Annotated in this window: 15 protein-coding genes and 1 pseudogene; 1 reads left to right on the top strand and 15 read right to left on the bottom strand. The window is 68.8% G+C overall.

Going from position 1 to position 14609, the window contains the following annotated elements:
- Window positions 1-35 precede the first annotated feature (35 nt).
- The 9 genes from tatA to ABZ939_RS00890 all read right to left on the bottom strand — a co-directional run bounded on the left by tatA (window position 36) and on the right by ABZ939_RS00890 (window position 7421).
- Window positions 36-320, bottom strand: coding sequence for a Sec-independent protein translocase subunit TatA (gene tatA / locus ABZ939_RS00930; protein WP_361847225.1), 285 nt, complete (start codon window positions 318-320; stop codon window positions 36-38).
- Window positions 321-505: 185 nt separating this feature from the next.
- Window positions 506-703 (bottom strand): hypothetical protein, encoded by a 198-nt coding sequence (locus ABZ939_RS00925; RefSeq protein ID WP_361847222.1) that lies wholly within the window; start codon window positions 701-703, stop codon window positions 506-508.
- 47 nt (window positions 704-750) lie between these two features.
- Complete coding sequence (locus ABZ939_RS00920; RefSeq protein WP_361847219.1) at window positions 751-1014, bottom strand: hypothetical protein; 264 nt, start codon at window positions 1012-1014, stop codon at window positions 751-753.
- A 122-nt stretch (window positions 1015-1136) separates the two neighbouring features.
- Window positions 1137-2093, bottom strand: coding sequence for a WYL domain-containing protein (locus tag ABZ939_RS00915; protein ID WP_361847216.1), 957 nt, complete (start codon window positions 2091-2093; stop codon window positions 1137-1139).
- Window positions 2094-2110: 17 nt separating this feature from the next.
- On the bottom strand, window positions 2111-3067 hold the full coding sequence (locus ABZ939_RS00910) for a WYL domain-containing protein (protein WP_361847213.1): 957 nt from the start codon (window positions 3065-3067) through the stop codon (window positions 2111-2113).
- A gap of 139 nt (window positions 3068-3206) precedes the next feature.
- Entirely contained in the window at window positions 3207-3578 is a 372-nt protein-coding gene (locus ABZ939_RS00905; RefSeq protein WP_361847211.1) for an FKBP-type peptidyl-prolyl cis-trans isomerase, read from the bottom strand.
- Between the two features lie 92 nt (window positions 3579-3670).
- Complete coding sequence (locus ABZ939_RS00900; protein WP_361847208.1) at window positions 3671-4609, bottom strand: FKBP-type peptidyl-prolyl cis-trans isomerase; 939 nt, start codon at window positions 4607-4609, stop codon at window positions 3671-3673.
- Between the two features lie 118 nt (window positions 4610-4727).
- A complete protein-coding gene (pafA, locus tag ABZ939_RS00895) occupies window positions 4728-6089 on the bottom strand; it encodes a Pup--protein ligase (protein WP_137990376.1) in 1362 nt (453 codons plus the stop codon).
- A gap of 9 nt (window positions 6090-6098) precedes the next feature.
- On the bottom strand, window positions 6099-7421 hold the full coding sequence (locus tag ABZ939_RS00890; RefSeq protein WP_361847205.1) for an MFS transporter: 1323 nt from the start codon (window positions 7419-7421) through the stop codon (window positions 6099-6101).
- 126 nt (window positions 7422-7547) lie between these two features.
- Between ABZ939_RS00890 and ABZ939_RS00885 the strand changes: the two genes are divergently transcribed.
- Window positions 7548-8564 carry a LacI family DNA-binding transcriptional regulator gene (locus tag ABZ939_RS00885; RefSeq protein WP_361847202.1) on the top strand — a complete coding sequence of 339 codons (1017 nt, stop codon included), beginning with the start codon at window positions 7548-7550 and terminating at the stop codon, window positions 8562-8564.
- Window positions 8565-8625: 61 nt separating this feature from the next.
- Here ABZ939_RS00885 and prcA read toward each other — a convergent pair whose 3' ends face one another.
- The 6 genes and pseudogenes from prcA to arc form a co-directional block, all read right to left on the bottom strand.
- On the bottom strand, window positions 8626-9387 hold the full coding sequence (gene prcA, locus ABZ939_RS00880) for a proteasome subunit alpha (RefSeq protein WP_361847199.1): 762 nt from the start codon (window positions 9385-9387) through the stop codon (window positions 8626-8628).
- A gap of 45 nt (window positions 9388-9432) precedes the next feature.
- Window positions 9433-10272, bottom strand: coding sequence for a proteasome subunit beta (gene prcB, locus ABZ939_RS00875; protein WP_361847196.1), 840 nt, complete (start codon window positions 10270-10272; stop codon window positions 9433-9435).
- A pseudogene (locus ABZ939_RS00870) lies at window positions 10224-10410 on the bottom strand (endonuclease domain-containing protein); the annotation flags it as partial. The gene prcB and the pseudogene ABZ939_RS00870, both read right to left, overlap by 49 nt.
- Window positions 10411-10539: 129 nt before the next feature.
- Window positions 10540-10752 carry a ubiquitin-like protein Pup gene (locus ABZ939_RS00865; protein ID WP_175439096.1) on the bottom strand — a complete coding sequence of 71 codons (213 nt, stop codon included), beginning with the start codon at window positions 10750-10752 and terminating at the stop codon, window positions 10540-10542.
- Between the two features lie 136 nt (window positions 10753-10888).
- Window positions 10889-12400, bottom strand: a complete 1512-nt coding sequence (dop, locus tag ABZ939_RS00860; RefSeq protein ID WP_361847193.1) for a depupylase/deamidase Dop — start codon at window positions 12398-12400, stop codon at window positions 10889-10891.
- 189 nt (window positions 12401-12589) lie between these two features.
- Complete coding sequence (gene arc, locus ABZ939_RS00855) at window positions 12590-14356, bottom strand: proteasome ATPase (protein WP_361847190.1); 1767 nt, start codon at window positions 14354-14356, stop codon at window positions 12590-12592.
- Window positions 14357-14609: the final 253 nt, after the last annotated feature.

Genomic DNA, 14609 nt, shown 5'->3' with positions numbered 1-14609 from the left:
GCCGCCGCTCGGTGCGGCGGCCGCGGCGGACCGGGTCAGCGCTTGGTGGTGTCCGTGGGCTCGGTGACGGGACGCGAGCTGGTCACGTCGCCGGGCGCGGCCTGGATGGTACGCGGGGCGGCCTGGTCCGGGGTGCCGGGGGTCGGCGGGTCGGCAGGGGCGCTCTGCTGGTCGTCCGACTTCATCGCCTTGGCCTCGCTCTTGAGGATGCGGGCGGACTTGCCCAGCGAACGGGCCATGTCGGGGAGCTTCTTGGCGCCGAACAGCAGGATGATGACGACGAGGATGAGAATGATCTCGGTGGGGCCGAGCCTACCCATAGCTGTTTACCTTCTTCACCGAGGCGACATGGTGTGCATGCCCGGCGGGTCGGACATGCGTCCGGCCACCGCGCTGTCTGCGATCGTAACCCGCAGGAGTAAACGCAGGGCAATGCCTGTGCATACTCACGATTGCGGTCCGAGCACCCCCGTCAGGACCGTCCTGAGCAGCGTACGGCACGGTCTCAGCGCAGCGCTTCGCCGGTGCGGGCCAGCTGCCCCGCGGCGTTCTCGAGGTCTTCGGCGGCGCGGTTGATGCGCTCGGTGGTGTGTGCCACTTGGCGGCCGAGCCGCTGGGCCTCGACGAAGACCTTGATGCCGAGGACGCCGAGGACGGCGATGCCGAGGAATCCGAGAGCGATGGCGAGCATGGGCCAGAACATGTGCCGAGCCTAGACGTTGTGCGCCCCTTGGCCGAGCTGCCGGGGCGTCAGACGGTGGAGTGCAGCCGCAGGGTGCGGACGCCGCCCCCGGTGAGGAGTTCGACGATCCGTTCGCCGGCGGGCTTGCGGACGGAGCTGCCGCACTCGGGACACGTGAAGGAGTAGAAGGTGGTGCGGCGGCTGGCGCCGATCGCTAGGCGCAGCGCACCCGCGGAGAGTTCGAGACGAGCACGGCAGTCGGGACAGGACGCTTTGAAGAGGACGGGTGCGATCGACGCCGTCATTCCGTGCATCACGGACATTTCCCTCATCCCTCTCGGTTCCCGCGCTCGCGGAGTCCGCACTGTCGCGAATCCATCGGCTTCACAGGCAACAGCGTCGACCCGGCGGGGAATGTCACATTCCCCTTCGGGTCACCCCTGGCCGTCTCGTGTCACTCCTGGCCGTCGTAGGCGGCCAGGGCGGCCGTCGCCGCCTCCCGGGCGCTGTCGGCGAGGTCCTGCGGGGAGACGATCCGCCCGTCGCTGCCGAGTCGAAGGGCGAGGCGCCGCAGCGAGGCGGGGGCCGGCGTCCGCAGCGTGATCCGCAGTCCCCCGTCGGGCAGCTCGTCGGCCCGGTCGTGCGGGTAGTACTCGGCGACCCAGCGACCGCCGGGTCCCACCTCGACGACGACCTCCGGATCCTCGGCGGACGGCTGGACCAGCCCCTCCGAGAGATCCCGCAGTTCGATCTCGGGCGGCGCGGACTGCTCGTCGAGGATCCGGATCTCGGCGACGCGGTCGAGCCGGAAGGTGCGGCGCGCCTCGGAGAGCCGGCACCACGCCTCCATGTACGTGTGGCCGACGGCGAACAGCCGGATCGGATCCACCTCGCGCTCGGTCAGCTCGTCGCGGGCGGGCGAGTAGTAGCGCACCCACAGCCGTCGGCGCTCGGAGATCGCCCGGTCCACCTCGGCGAAGACACCGCCCTCGGACTCGAAGGTGACCGAGAGCCGGGCGCTGGCCCCCGCGGCCTCGCCGGCCGCCGTCTCCAGCTTGGCGGTGGCGCGCAGCAGCGCCTCTCGGTCGCTCTCCCGCAGACCTGGCAGCGTGGCGACGGCCCGAGCCGCGACCAGCAGCGCCGTCGCCTCGTCGGCGGCGAGCCGCAGCGGCTCGGCGACATCGTCCGGGTTGTGCCACCAGATCCGGTCGCCGTCGGTGTCGATGTCGAGCAGATCGCCACCGCGGAAGCTCGTCCCGCACATGGGCAGCACATCGAGGTCGGAGATCAGCTCGTCCTCGGTGATCCCGAAGGCGCGGGCGACATCGGCGACATGCGCGCCGGGCCGTTCCCGGAGGTAGGTGACGAGGGAGAGCATCCGCCTCGTCTGGTCGATCGCGTTCGCAGCCATGCTGTACGTCTCCCCCTTCAGCCCTTGGCCACGGCGCGCAGCCGGTCCACCACATCGGCCCGCAGATCCGCGGGTTCCAGCACGACGACATCAGGACCGAACTCCACGAGCCAGGCGTCGAGACCGTGCCCGTACGGAATCTCCAACTCGTCCCAGCCGTCCGCGCCTTCCCGTACGGACTGGGCCCTGGCCCGCAGCGGATAGCCGCAGCCGACGCGCAGCCGGATCCGGGCGGAGCGGGTGGCGATCTCGCCGGCCCAGCTCTCGACGGTCTCGCGGACCGTGACCACGTCGGGCACCGGCGCGGTGAAGGCACCGGCCCGCGAGCGGACCTTGCCGGTGATGCGGGAGAGGCGGAACACGCGCTCGGCGCCGCGGTCGCGGTCCCAGCCGGCCAGGTACCAGTGGCCGCGCCAGCACTCCAGGGTCCACGGCTCCACCTGGCGGGTCTCCGGGCGGGCGGCCGTGGCCTTGCGGTAGTCGAAGACGACCGGGCGCCGGTCGCGGCAGGCCAGCATCAGGGGCTCGAAGGCCGTCTCGTGGACGGGGATGCGGGGCTCGAGCGCGCTGTGCTGGGTGTCGTACGAGTCCTCGGCCTCGGGCATCCCGGCGGCGCGCAGCTTCTGCAGGGCCCCGCTGGCCGCTCCGGCGAGGCGGGCCTGCTGCCACACCTTGGCGGCGAGGCCGAGGGCCGCGGCCTCCTCGGCGTCGAGCGTGATCGGCGGGAGGCGGTTGGAGTCGCGGCGGGCCAGATAGCCGATCTCGCCCTCGAGGTTCTCGACCGTCTCGATGACCAGGCCGAGCTCGCGCAGATCATCCTTGTCGCGCTCGAACATACGGTTGAAGGCGTCGTCGCCACCGGCTTCGAGATACGCCTCAATGGATCCGCGCAGCTCACGCTTGGAGAGCGGCCGGCGGGTCCCGAGCAGACAGAGGGCCAGATTCATCAGCCGCTCGGCCTTGGCAATCGCCATCGACGCCCTGCACCTCTTCTGCCGGATTGACTTCTCGGACATCCGACCGTACCGCCCCGGGGTGTCCGGGCAAAAGCCGAGGGTCCCCGCCGTACGACGGGGACCCTCGAGTGACCGTTTCAGGTCGTGACGTGACCGATCAGACGGCGATCAGGTCGCAGACGAAGATCAGGGTCTCGCCCGGGGCGATCTTGCCGCCGGCGCCACGGTCGCCGTAGGCGAGGTGGGCGGGGATGATCAGCTGGCGGCGGCCGCCGACCTTCATGCCCTGCACGCCCTTGTCCCAGCCGGCGATGACCTGGCCGACACCGAGCTGGAACTGCAGCGGGGTGCCGCGGTTCCACGAGGAGTCGAACTCCTCGCCGGTGGAGAAGGAGACGCCCACGTAGTGGACGGAGACGGTGGCCCCGGCCTTCGCCTCCGGGCCGTCGCCCTCCCAGATGTCCTTGATCTCCAGGTCGGCCGGCGGCTCGCCGCCCGGGAAGTCGACCTCGGGCTTCTCGATGCTCACTGCAGTGTGCTCCTCAAACTGATGAACCGCGCGAACGGTGACCGCGCGACCCGGACAACCTACCTTGCGACCGGTGCTCCGGCCGGGATTCGCTACTGCTTGGCCAGGATGTCCACGGAGAAGACGAGGGTCGAGTTCGCCGGGATGGGACCCTGGGCCTGATCGCCGTAGGCGTCGCCCGGCGGCACGACCAGCAGCACCCGGCTGCCGACCTTCTTGCCCTCCAGGCCCTTGCTCCAGCCCGGGATGACGCCGGCCAGCTGGAACGTGGCCGGAGCACCACCGCGTGCATAGCTGCTGTCGAACTCCTTGCCGTCCTTCCACAGGACGCCCTTGTACTGGACGGTGAGCGTGTCCGTGGCCTTGACGGCCTCGCCCTTGCCCTCGATCACGTAGTTGGAGACGAGCTTCGCCGGCGGGTCGACCTTGGGGACGGTGATCGAGGGGGCCTTGCCGTCGGTGTTCGTACCGACCTTCGGCAGATCCTTGTTCTCCTGGGCGACCTCGGTGCCCTCGGCGGACTTCGGAATCGTGGTGGCCTTCAGGATGTCCACGACGAAGACGAGGGTGGCGTTCGGCTTGATGTCGCCCTGCCCCTTCGCGCCGTAACCGAGCTCCGGCGGGATGCCGATCTCGATACGGCTGCCGACCTTCTGGCCCTCCAGGCCCTGGTCCCAGCCCTTGATGACCTGGCCGGCGCCCAGGGTCAGCGCGAACGGCTGGCCCCTGTCGAAGCTGTTGTCGAAGGGCGTGTCCGAGTCCCAGGCCTGACCCAGGTAGTTCACCTGGAGCGCGTCACCCTTCTTCGTGACCGCACCGTCGCCCTCACTGATCACATTGACCTTGAGGTCCTTGGGCGGATCACCCACCCCCTTCGCCAGAGTGGGCTTCTCCCCGAACTTCTCACCCGCGGTGATGGCGGGCAGTCCGTTCTTCATCGAAGCGGAATCGGAGCCCTTGTCGTCGCTGCCGCAGGCCGCTGTCGAGAGCAGCAGCAGCGGGACGACCAGTAGGCCGGCAAGTCGGCGCACGTGTTCCTCAGATCTCAGACGGCACAGTAGTTGCCCGACACTCTAGGGGACCATCCGGACAGGCCAAGGGCCCCGCACGTCAATCGCGCGGGGCCCTGGCACTTCGTACGGCGATGTCCTACATTCCGGCGATCAGTTTTTCCACTCGGTCGTCGACCGACCGGAAGGGGTCCTTGCACAACACGGTGCGCTGCGCCTGGTCGTTGAGCTTGAGGTGGACCCAGTCGACGGTGAAGTCCCGCCGCTGCTCCTGCGCGCGGCGGATGAAGTCGCCGCGCAGCCGGGCCCGGGTGGTCTGCGGGGGCACCGACTTGCCCTCGAAGATCTTCAGGTCGTTGCAGATCCGGGCCGCCTGGCCCTTCCTCTCCAGGAGGTAGTAGAGCCCGCGGCGGCGGTGGATGTCGTGGTACGCGAGGTCTATCTGAGCGACCCGGGGGTGCGACATGGTCATGTTGTTCTTCGCCCGGTAGCGCTCGATGAGCTTGTACTTCATGACCCAGTCGATCTCGGTGCCGATCCGGTCGAGGTCCTCGGCCTCGATGGCGTCCAGCGTGCGGCCCCAGAGCTCCAGGACCTGGGCGACCGTGCCCGTACGGATGCCACGGCGGTCGACGAAGTCGGCGGCCTTCTCGTAGTACTCGCGCTGGACCTCCAGGGCGGAGGCCTCGCGGCCGCTGGCGAGCCGGACCTTGCGCTGCCCCGTGATGTCGTGGCTGACCTCTCGGATGGCCCGGATCGGGTTCTCCAGGGTCAGGTCACGCATCACGGTGCCCGCCTCGATCATGCGGAGCACGAGGTCGGTGGCGCCGACCTTGAGCAGCATGGTCGTCTCGGACATGTTCGAGTCGCCGACGATGACGTGCAGCCGCCGGTAGCGCTCGGCGTCGGCGTGCGGCTCGTCGCGGGTGTTGATGATGGGCCGGGAGCGGGTCGTCGCGGAGCTGACGCCCTCCCAGATGTGTTCGGCCCGCTGGGAGACGCAGTAGACCGCGCCACGCGGGGTCTGGAGCACCTTGCCGGCGCCGCAGATGAGCTGTCGGGTGACGAGGAAGGGAATGAGGATGTCCGCGAGCCGGGAGAACTCTCCGTGGCGGGCGACGAGATAGTTCTCGTGGCACCCGTAGGAGTTTCCCGCCGAGTCGGTGTTGTTCTTGAAGAGATAGACGTCGCCGGCGATTCCCTCCTCGTGCAGGCGGCGTTCGGCGTCGACGAGCAGGCCTTCGAGAATGCGTTCGCCCGCCTTGTCGTGCGTGACCAGTTCGGTCACGTTGTCGCATTCGGGAGTTGCATATTCCGGATGCGAACCCACGTCGAGGTAGAGGCGGGCGCCGTTCCGCAGGAAGACATTGCTGCTGCGGCCCCATGACACGACACGGCGGAAGAGGTAGCGCGCCACTTCGTCAGGAGACAGTCGGCGCTGTCCCCTGAACGTGCACGTGACGCCGTACTCGTTCTCCAGCCCGAAAATGCGGCGGTCCATGTCTGAACATTACGCCTGATGGCCTGAGCTGAAACCGGGTTCGACAGCCCCGTTTCGATCATTTTCCGATGAGTGCGCGTTCTTTTCGGCGTGTCCGCTGCTCCCGGTGGTGCCACTGACGGCGTGTCGCACGCTGCGGCCGGGGGCCGTGAGGACCCGCCCGGTGGCCAGGAGGACGAGCAGGGCCACGAAGCCGCCCGCTCCGGCGACGGCGAAGCCCGCGGTGGTTCCGGCGAGTTCGACGGCCGGTCCCGCGACGGCCGAGCCGAGGGCAGCCCCCACACCGAACGTGGTGACGAGCCAGGAGAAGGCCTCGGTGACGGTTCCGCTGGGCGCGTGCCGGTCGACGACGATGAAGCCGCAGGCGAGGGCGGGGGCGAGGAAGACGCCGGAGAGCGCGGCGAGGGCCGTCATCGGGACGACACCCGGCGTGAGCATGAGCGGCAGATAGCCGAGGGCGAGCAGTCCGACGATGACCGTCAGCCGCCGCTCGGGAGCGCCCGCCCAGCGCCGGGCGCCGTAGAGCACGCCGCCGATCAGCGCGCCGAGACCGAGAGCGGCCATCAGCCAGCCGTAGGCCGATTCGTTGCCCTGCTCGTCGGCGTAGGCGAGGCCCGCGACGGTGATGGAGCCCAGCGCGAGACCGACGAAGAAGAACGAGCCGAGCAGGGCGAGCAGGCCGGGCGAGCGCAGGGCGCCGAGCCAGTGGGCCTCGCGGGGCTCCGAGCGCCACGCGCGCGAGGGCTCGGACAGGACGACGGAGAGTGCGCCGAGGACGCCGAGGACGTTGATGACGAGGAGCGCGGCGGCCGGCGACCGGAGGGCGACCAGGAGGGTCACCAGCAGCGGTCCGACGGTGAACATGACTTCCTGGGCGACCGCGTCCAGGGCGTAGGCCCGGTGGACCCGGTCCTCGCGGCGGAGGACGCTCGGCCACAGGGCGCGCAGTCCGCCTTCGAGGGGCGGGGTGAAGAGCCCGGCGACGACGACGGCCGCATAGGCGAGGACGAGGGGGCTGATTCCGGCCACGGCCAGGACGATCATGCCGAGGGCGGAGACGATCGCGGCGGGCAGCTGGACGCGCGGCTGACCCTTGAGGTCGACGGCCCGGCCGAGCAGGGGCTGGCCCACGGCGGTGGCGATGCCGTACGCGGCGGTGAGTCCGCCGGCGAGGCTGTAGCTGCCGCCCTCCGATCGGGTGAAGAGCACGATGGCTATGGGTCCGGTGCCGTTCGGGAGTCGGCCGACGAGGGTGCCGGTGAGCAGTCGCAGGGCGTGCGGCGCCCTGAGGATGTCGAGATAACCGCTGCTCTCCTTGGCCTCGGTGGCCATGTCCGTCTCCTCTCCCCCGGTGCCCCCACCAGAGGTTTTACGTATAACTTCCAGGGTCATACGTACCATGGCGGCATCCCGCGGGTCCACCCCGCGGGCAGCAACCATCCCTCGCGGAGGCATCGAGTGCAGACCCCGGAATCCCTCAGCGCCGCACGTCCCACCAGCCGGGACGTCGCCAGGGCCGCCGGAGTGTCCCAGGCCACGGTCTCCCTCGTGCTCGGCGACAAATGGCGCGGTCGTGTCTCCGAGCGCACCGCGGAGGCCGTACGCGAGGCCGCTCGCGGTCTCGGATACCGGCCGAATCTCGCCGCCCGCAACCTCCGCCTCGGGCACACCAGGACCGCGCTCCTCGTAGTCCCCGCACTAACCAACGAGTTCTTCGCCCGCGTCTACACGGGCGCCGCCACCGTCGCCGCCCGGCACGGCTTCGGTGTCGTCCTCTACCCGTCCCCCGACGGCGTCGGCCCCGCGAAGGACCCCTTCGCCTCCGCGCGCGCGGCGCTCGACGGGGTGATCGCCTCCTCCATGGCCGCCGACGCCCTCAAGGCCTTCCGCGGCACCGATCTCCCACTGGTCATGCTCGACAGCGACCCCTCCGACACCGGCGCCGCCCACGTCAACCTCGACATCGCGGACGGGATGCGCCAGGTCACCGGGCACCTCCTGGCCCTCGGGCACCGCCGCTTCGTCCATCTCGCCTCGGCCGTGCCGTCCTGGACCTTCGACGTACGGGCGGCCGCGCTCGCCGAGGCGCTGCGCGACGCCTCGGTACGTACCGTGCGCGCGCCCCTGGACGTGGACGGGGCCCGCGCCGCCGCCGAACGCGCCCTCACCGGCCCCGGCCCGCGGCCCACCGCCCTCGTCTGCGACGACGACATCCTCGCCGCCGGCGCGTGCAAGGCCGTGCGCCGCCTCGGGCTGCGCGTCCCCGAGGACGTCTCCGTCACCGGCTTCGACGACCTGGCTCTCGCCACCGCCGTCGAACCGGAACTCACCACCGTCCGCCTCCCCGCCGAACGCATCGGCGAGCGCGGCATGGCCGCCCTCCTGGCCGTCCTGGCGGGCGAGAGTCCCGAACCGGGCGATCTCCCGGTGACCCTGATGCCCCGCGACTCCTCCGGCCCGGCACCGGCCGCCTGAGCACGACGAAGCCCCGGCCCGCAGAAGCGGGCCGGGGCCATCGTGCGTGCGGAGGAAGGAACTACTCCTCCGTGTCCTCCGGAATCTCGTCCGACGGCTCGTCCGTCTTGGCGATCGCCGCGTTGTCCGCCTCGAGCAGACGCACCAGCTGACGCCCGACGATCCGCTTGAACTTGCGCTGCTGCGGGCGCGTACGGTCCAGGACCGCCACCTCGAGCCGCTCCGCGGGGATCTCCCGCTCACTGCCGTTGGTGTCCCGCGAGAGCGCCTGCACGGCCAGCTTCAGCGCCTCGGCGAGCGACATCCCGTCACGGTGCCGCTGGTCGAGGAAGCTGCCGATCTGCTCCGCGTTGCCGCCCACGGCGACCGAACCGTGTTCGTCCACGATCGAGCCGTCGTGCGGCAGGCGGTAGATCTGGTCGCCCTCGGGCTCCGCACCGACCTCGGCGACGACCAGCTCCACCTCGTACGGCTTCTCCCCGGCACTCGAGAAGATCGTGCCCAGCGTCTGGGCGTACACGTTCGCCAGGCCCCGGGCCGTGACGTCGTCCCGGTCGTAGGTATAACCACGCAGGTCCGCGTACCGGACACCGCCGATCCGCAGGTTCTCGTACTCGTTGTACTTGCCGGCCGCGGCGAAGCCGATCCGGTCGTAGATCTCGCTGAACTTGTGCAGCGCGCGGGACGGGTTCTCGCCGACGAACACGATGCCGTCGGTGTACTGAAGGACGACCAGACTGCGGCCGCGGGCGATGCCCTTGCGGGCGTACTCCGCCCGGTCGGCCATGGCCTGCTGGGGTGAGACGTAGAACGGAGTCGACACCGGCTACCCGTCCCTTTCTTCTGGGATTCTTCGGACGACGAGTGATCAGAGCAGGGCCGCGCGCGGACCGTCGGGCTGCTCCAGGCGCCGATCGGTGACCGAGCGGGCGAGCGCCGAGGACTCCTCCTCGGTGAGCCTGCGGAAGCCCTCGTCGGTGATGACGGTGACGATGGGGTAGATGCGGCGGTACAGGTCGGGGCCGCCGGTCGCCGAGTCGTCGTCGGCGGCGTCGTACAGCGCCTGCACGACCAGCGTCGTGGCCTGCTCCTCCGTCAGGTCGGGGCGGTACAGCTTCTTCATGGAACCCCGGGCGAAGATCGAACCGGAGCCGGTGGCGGCGAAGCCGTGCTCCTCCGAGCGGCCGCCGGTCACGTCGTAGGAGAAGATCCGGCCCTTCTCCTTGCCCTCGTCCCAGCCCGCGAAGAGCGGCACGACGGCGAGGCCCTGCATGGCCATGCCGAGGTTGCCGCGGATCATGGTGGACAGGCGGTTCGCCTTGCCCTCCAGGGAGAGCGTGGCCCCCTCCACCTTCTCGAAGTGCTCCAGCTCCAGCTGGAACAGCTTGACCATCTCCACGGCGAGACCGGCGGTGCCGGCGATGCCCACGGCCGAGAACTCGTCGGCCGGGAACACCTTCTCGATGTCGCGCTGCGCGATCATGTTGCCCATGGTCGCCCGCCGGTCGCCGGCCAGGACCACGCCACCGGGGAAGGTCACGGCGACGATGGTGGTGCCGTGCGGCGCCTCGACGACCCCCTCGGGGAGCTTCCGGTTGCCCGGCAGCATCTCCGGCGAGTGGTCGGACAGGAAGTCCATGAACGAGGACGATCCCGGCGTCAGGAAGGCAGCTGGTAGACGCCCGGTGCTACGAGTGTTGGCTTCCACGCGTGTCCCTCCAAATATTGAGATGGCCCGACGCAGAGTGTCGGGAACGTCTCCCAACTTGCCGATGGCCGAATTGCAGTTGAAGCACAGTACGCCACGGACCCTACCCGTCTTGTGACGGTGATCCACATGGATCGCGAGGGCAGTCGGTCGCACCGTTGTTCGAACATCGTTTGCGACCGGACGGCGCGAGCAGCTTCGCCCGCACCGTCCGGCAACCGCTTGGGGTACCCCCGCCCCGGCCTTCGATCCGAAGGCTGGACGACCTTACTGGCCACCCTTTTGCACGAAGGACCGCACGAAGTCCTCGGCGTTCTCCTCGAGCACGTCGTCGATCTCGTCCAGCACGGAGTCGACGTCGTCGCTCAGCTTCTCCTGGCGTTCCTTGAGGTCGGAGCTCGCCTCCGCGGTCGTCTCCTCGACCTCCTCCGTGGAACGCGTCGCCTTCTGCTGTCCGCCGCCGGTGTCCTTGGTCGCCATATCCCTCACCCCGCTCGAATCGGCCCGCTCGGTTGGGTCTCTCAAGATCAGACCCTACAAGCCAGGTCTGACATCGGCCCCGCAGTTTGGTACAACGTCCGGGCACTAGTCCCATGATTCCCAGTGCCCGGGCATTTCAGCCGCCCGACAGGATGCGGACCAGTTCCTCCGCCGTCCTGCACCGGTCAAGCAGCTCCTTCACATGGCTCCTGGTACCCCGCAGGGGCTCCAGGGTCGGTACGCGCTGCAGGGAGTCGCGGCCCGGGAGATCGAAGATCACCGAGTCCCAGGAGGCGGCCGCCACGTCGTCCGCGTACTGCTCCAGGCAGCGGCCGCGGAAATACGCCCTGGTGTCCTCCGGAGGCTTCGTCTCGGCCCTTTCGACCTCGGTCTCGTCCAGGAGTCGCTTCATGCGCCCGCGGGCCACCAGACGGTTGTACAGGCCCTTCTCGGGGCGTACGTCGGCGTACTGCAGGTCCACGAGGTGCAGCCGGGCCGCGTCCCACTCCAGGTTGTCGCGGCGCCGGTAGCCCTCCATGACCTCCCGCTTGGCGATCCAGTCCAGCTCCCCGGCGAGGCTCATCGGATCGTTCTCGAGCCGGTTGAGGGTGTCCTCCCAGCGGATCAGGACGTCCTTGGTCTGGTCGTCGGCGTCGACGCCGAAGCGCTCCTCCACGTACTTCCTGGCCAGCTCGAAGTACTCCATCTGGAGCTGGACCGCGGTGAGTGTCCGGCCGCTGCGCAGCGTGATCAGGTGCTGGAGCGTGGGGTCGTGGGAGACCTGGTGGAGCGTGCGTACGGGCTGGTCGACGGCGAGGTCCACGTTGATGAAGGAGTCCTCGATCATCGACAGGACCAGGGCCGTGGTGCCCAGCTTGAGGTAGGTGGAGATCTCCGAGAGGTTCGCGTCGCCGATGATCACGTGGAGGCGCCGGTACTTCTCGGCGTCCGCGTGCGGCTCGTCGCGGGTGTTGATGATGGGGCGCTTGAGCGTGGTCTCCAGACCGACCTCGACCTCGAAGTAGTCGGCGCGCTGACTGATCTGGAAGCCGTGCTCACGGCCGTCCTGGCCGATGCCGACACGGCCGGCGCCCGTGACGACCTGGCGGGAGACGAAGAAGGGCGTCAGGTGGCGCACGATGTCCGAGAACGGGGTCTCCCGCTTCATCAGGTAGTTCTCGTGCGTGCCGTAGGAGGCGCCCTTGTTGTCGGTGTTGTTCTTGTAGAGGTGGATGGGCTGGGCGCCGGGGAGCTGGGCGGCTCGTTCGGCCGCCTCCGCCATGATCCGCTCGCCGGCCTTGTCCCAGAGGACGGCGTCGCGGGGGTTGGTCACCTCGGGGGCGCTGTATTCCGGGTGGGCGTGGTCGACGTAGAGCCGGGCTCCGTTGGTGAGGATCACATTGGCCAGGCCGATGTCCTCGTCGGTGAGCTGGCTGGAGTCGGCGGCCTCGCGGGCGAGGTCGAAGCCGCGGGCGTCCCGCAGCGGATTCTCCTCCTCGAAATCCCAGCGGGCGCGGCGCGCCCGGTGCATCGCCGCCGCGTAGGCGTTGACGATCTGGGACGAGGTGAGCATGGCATTGGCGTTCGGGTGGCCCGGAACGGAGATCCCGTACTCCGTTTCGATGCCCATTACTCGCCGTACGGTCATGCGGCCCTCCTTGCCCGGCGGCGCTCCCCTCCGGGTGCGGCGCAACAAGTACCGACGAGCCTAGAGCGACTCCGCGCCGGTGGGGAGATCGATTCAGGTTTTGCTGAGATGGAAGCTGGGGTGGAACTCGGGTGGAATACGACGGCTGCGGATGTCCGTGGTTCCGGACATCCGCAGCCGGTGTGCGATCTACAGGTACTGACCGGTGTTCGCCACCGTGTCGATGGAGCGTCCGGTGTCCGCGCCCTGCTTTCCGGTGACAAGGGTGCGGATGAAGACGATCCGCTCGCCCTTCTTTCCGGAGATCCGGGCCCAGTCGTCGGGGTTGGTGGTGTTGGGCAGGTCCTCGTTCTCCTTGAACTCGTCCACGCAGGCCTGGAGGAGGTGGGAGACGCGGATGCCCTTCTGGTTGTGGTCGAGGAAGGCCTTGATGGCCATCTTCTTGGCCCGGTCCACGATGTTCTGGATCATCGCTCCGGAGTTGAAGTCCTTGAAGTAGAGGACTTCCTTGTCGCCATTGGCGTACGTGACCTCGAGGAAGCGGTTCTCCTCGGATTCCGCGTACATCTGCTCGACCACGGACTGGATCATTCCGTGGGCGGCGGCCTCCTTCGACCCGTGGTGCTCGGAGAGGTCGTCGGAGTGCAGCGGCAGCGAAGGCGTGAGGTACTTCGCGAAGATGTCCTTCGCGGCCTCCGCGTCCGGGCGCTCGATCTTGATCTTGACGTCGAGCCGGCCGGGCCGCAGGATCGCGGGGTCGATCATGTCCTCGCGGTTCGAGGCGCCGATGACGATGACGTTCTCCAGGCCCTCCACGCCGTCGATCTCGGCGAGCAGCTGCGGGACGATCGTGTTCTCGACGTCCGAGCTGACTCCGGATCCTCGGGTGCGGAAGAGGGACTCCATCTCGTCGAAGAAGACGATGACGGGGGTGCCCTCGCTCGCCTTCTCTCGCGCACGCTGGAAGACGAGGCGGATGTGCCGCTCGGTCTCACCGACGTACTTGTTGAGGAGTTCCGGGCCCTTGATGTTGAGGAAGTAGGACTTTCCGGCCGGCTGGCCGGTGACCTCCGCGACCTTCTTGGCAAGGGAGTTGGCGACGGCCTTCGCGATCAGCGTCTTGCCGCAGCCGGGCGGACCGTAGAGCAGGATGCCCTTCGGAGGCCGCAGTTCGTGCTCCTTGAAGAGGTCCGGGTAGAGGTACGGAAGCTCGACCGCGTCCCGGATCATCTCGATCTGGCCGCCGAGGCCGCCGATCTTGTCGTAGTCGACGTCCGGGACCTCTTCGAGGACGAGCTCCTCGACCTCGCTCTTGGGGACCACTTCGTAGACGTAGCCGGACCTGGGTTCGAGCAGCAGGGCGTCGCCGGGGCGGATGGTGATGTCCAGCAGCGGCTCGGCGAGCCTGACCACCCGTTCCTCGTCGGTGTGCCCGATCACCAGGGCGCGCTCGCCGTCCTCGAGGATCTCCTTGAGGGTGACGATGTCCCCGGCGCGCTCGAATTCCATGGCCTCGACCACGTTGAGCGCCTCGTTGAGCATGACTTCCTGGCCGCGCCGGAGCTCGTCGAGCTCGACGCTGGGACTGACGTTCACACGGAGCTTCCGGCCTCCGGTGAAGATGTCGCAGGTGCCGTCCTCGTTGGCCTGAAGGAAGACACCGAAGCCTGCCGGTGGCTGTGCGAGCCGGTCGACCTCCTCCTTGAGGGCCACGATCTGGTCGCGGGCCTCGCGGAGCGTGTTGGCGAGCCGCTCGTTCTGTGCGGACACGCCGGCCAGGTTTGTCTGCAGCTCGACGATCCGCTCTTCGAGAATCCTCGTATGACGCGGAGAGTCGGCGAGCTTGCGGCGCAGGACGGCGATTTCCTGCTCGAGATAGGCAACCTGGCCGGCAGGGTCTTCAGACCCCCGCCCCGGCCGGATGCCGCGGTTGATGTCGTCGTCGTGGGCTGCCACGGTCCTCACCTCCTCCAAGGGGAGCTGGACGCTTCCTGACCCTACCTGCGTGGGTGGTGATTGAAACCCCTAGATCACAAAGACTGTCGGGGCGTGTCCGATCTTCACCCTTGCGCTTCCCCTCACGCCAGTGGAATACCCACCCATCAACATCGGAAAGCGGGCGGTTGTATCGTCGTGAGTGGTCAACACCCGTCAGGCTTGGCCGGACTTAGAAGAACGATCTCTTTCGACACCCAGGAACGGCAGGAGA

It is taken from the genome of Streptomyces sp. NPDC046712, assembly GCF_040645695.1.
GTDB lineage: Bacteria > Actinomycetota > Actinomycetes > Streptomycetales > Streptomycetaceae > Streptomyces.
Note: the sequence above shows the minus strand (reverse complement) of the source record. Positions and strands in the feature narration are given on the sequence as shown.

Coding starts and splice junctions, on each gene's coding strand:
- ABZ939_RS00915 (WP_361847216.1), bottom strand. CDS start 2,093: ATGGCTGCGAACGCGATCGACCAGACGAGGCGGATGCTCTCCCTCGTC.
- tatA (WP_361847225.1), bottom strand. CDS start 320: ATGGGTAGGCTCGGCCCCACCGAGATCATTCTCATCCTCGTCGTCATC.
- ABZ939_RS00910 (WP_361847213.1), bottom strand. CDS start 3,067: ATGGCGATTGCCAAGGCCGAGCGGCTGATGAATCTGGCCCTCTGTCTG.
- ABZ939_RS00925 (WP_361847222.1), bottom strand. CDS start 703: ATGTTCTGGCCCATGCTCGCCATCGCTCTCGGATTCCTCGGCATCGCC.
- ABZ939_RS00890 (WP_361847205.1), bottom strand. CDS start 7,421: ATGGCCACCGAGGCCAAGGAGAGCAGCGGTTATCTCGACATCCTCAGG.
- ABZ939_RS00865 (WP_175439096.1), bottom strand. CDS start 10,752: ATGGCGACCAAGGACACCGGCGGCGGACAGCAGAAGGCGACGCGTTCC.
- ABZ939_RS00920 (WP_361847219.1), bottom strand. CDS start 1,014: ATGAGGGAAATGTCCGTGATGCACGGAATGACGGCGTCGATCGCACCC.
- pafA (WP_137990376.1), bottom strand. CDS start 6,089: ATGGACCGCCGCATTTTCGGGCTGGAGAACGAGTACGGCGTCACGTGC.
- dop (WP_361847193.1), bottom strand. CDS start 12,400: ATGACCGTACGGCGAGTAATGGGCATCGAAACGGAGTACGGGATCTCC.